This is a genomic window from Lysinibacillus sp. 54212, from assembly GCF_036662795.1.
Lineage (GTDB): Bacteria > Bacillota > Bacilli > Bacillales_A > Planococcaceae > Lysinibacillus_B.
Map to the genome: position 1 here is coordinate 1 of NZ_JBAFWZ010000074.1, position 626 is coordinate 626.

Genomic DNA, 626 nt, shown 5'->3' on the forward strand with positions numbered 1-626 from the left:
GAAATAGCTGAAACTATACTTTTGCCAGGAGATCCACTTCGTGCAAAGTTTATAGCTGAAAACTATTTAGAAAAACCAGTTCTTTTTAATGAAATTAGGGGGATGCTGGGGTACACAGGCGAATATAAAGGAAAGAAAGTTTCTGTTATGGGTACCGGTATGGGGGCACCAAGAATGGCGATATATTCATGGGAACTAATTAATATTTTTGGCGTTAAAAATTTAATTCGTATAGGCTCATGTGGGGCTATGCAAAAAGATATTAAGTTATATGATATTATTCTTGCGATGGGTGCAGCAACAAATTCAAATTTTGCACATCAATTTAATCTTCCAGGTCAATTTCCAATAACAGCATCATATGAATTATTAGAGAAAGCTAAGAAAATAGCTGATGATAAGAATTATCAGGTTCATGTAGGAAATGTGCTATCTAGTGATGTTTTCTATAATGCGGATGAAACGGCAACAGAAAAGTGGGCTAAGATGGGAATATTAGCGGAAGAAATGGAAACGACAAGCTTATATTTAAATGCTGCTAGTGCTGGAGCTAAAGCATTAACCATTTTAACAGTGAGTGACCACATGATTACACATGAACAAACAACACAAGAAGAGAGACAAAC

Annotated in this window: 1 protein-coding gene; it reads left to right on the forward strand. The window is 35.6% G+C overall.

Annotated features, from left to right (window positions below; translation table 11 throughout):
• Nucleotides 1-626, forward strand: a 626-nt coding sequence (gene deoD / locus V4T18_RS18305) for a purine-nucleoside phosphorylase (RefSeq protein ID WP_332651893.1), incomplete at both ends; no start/stop codon positions are given.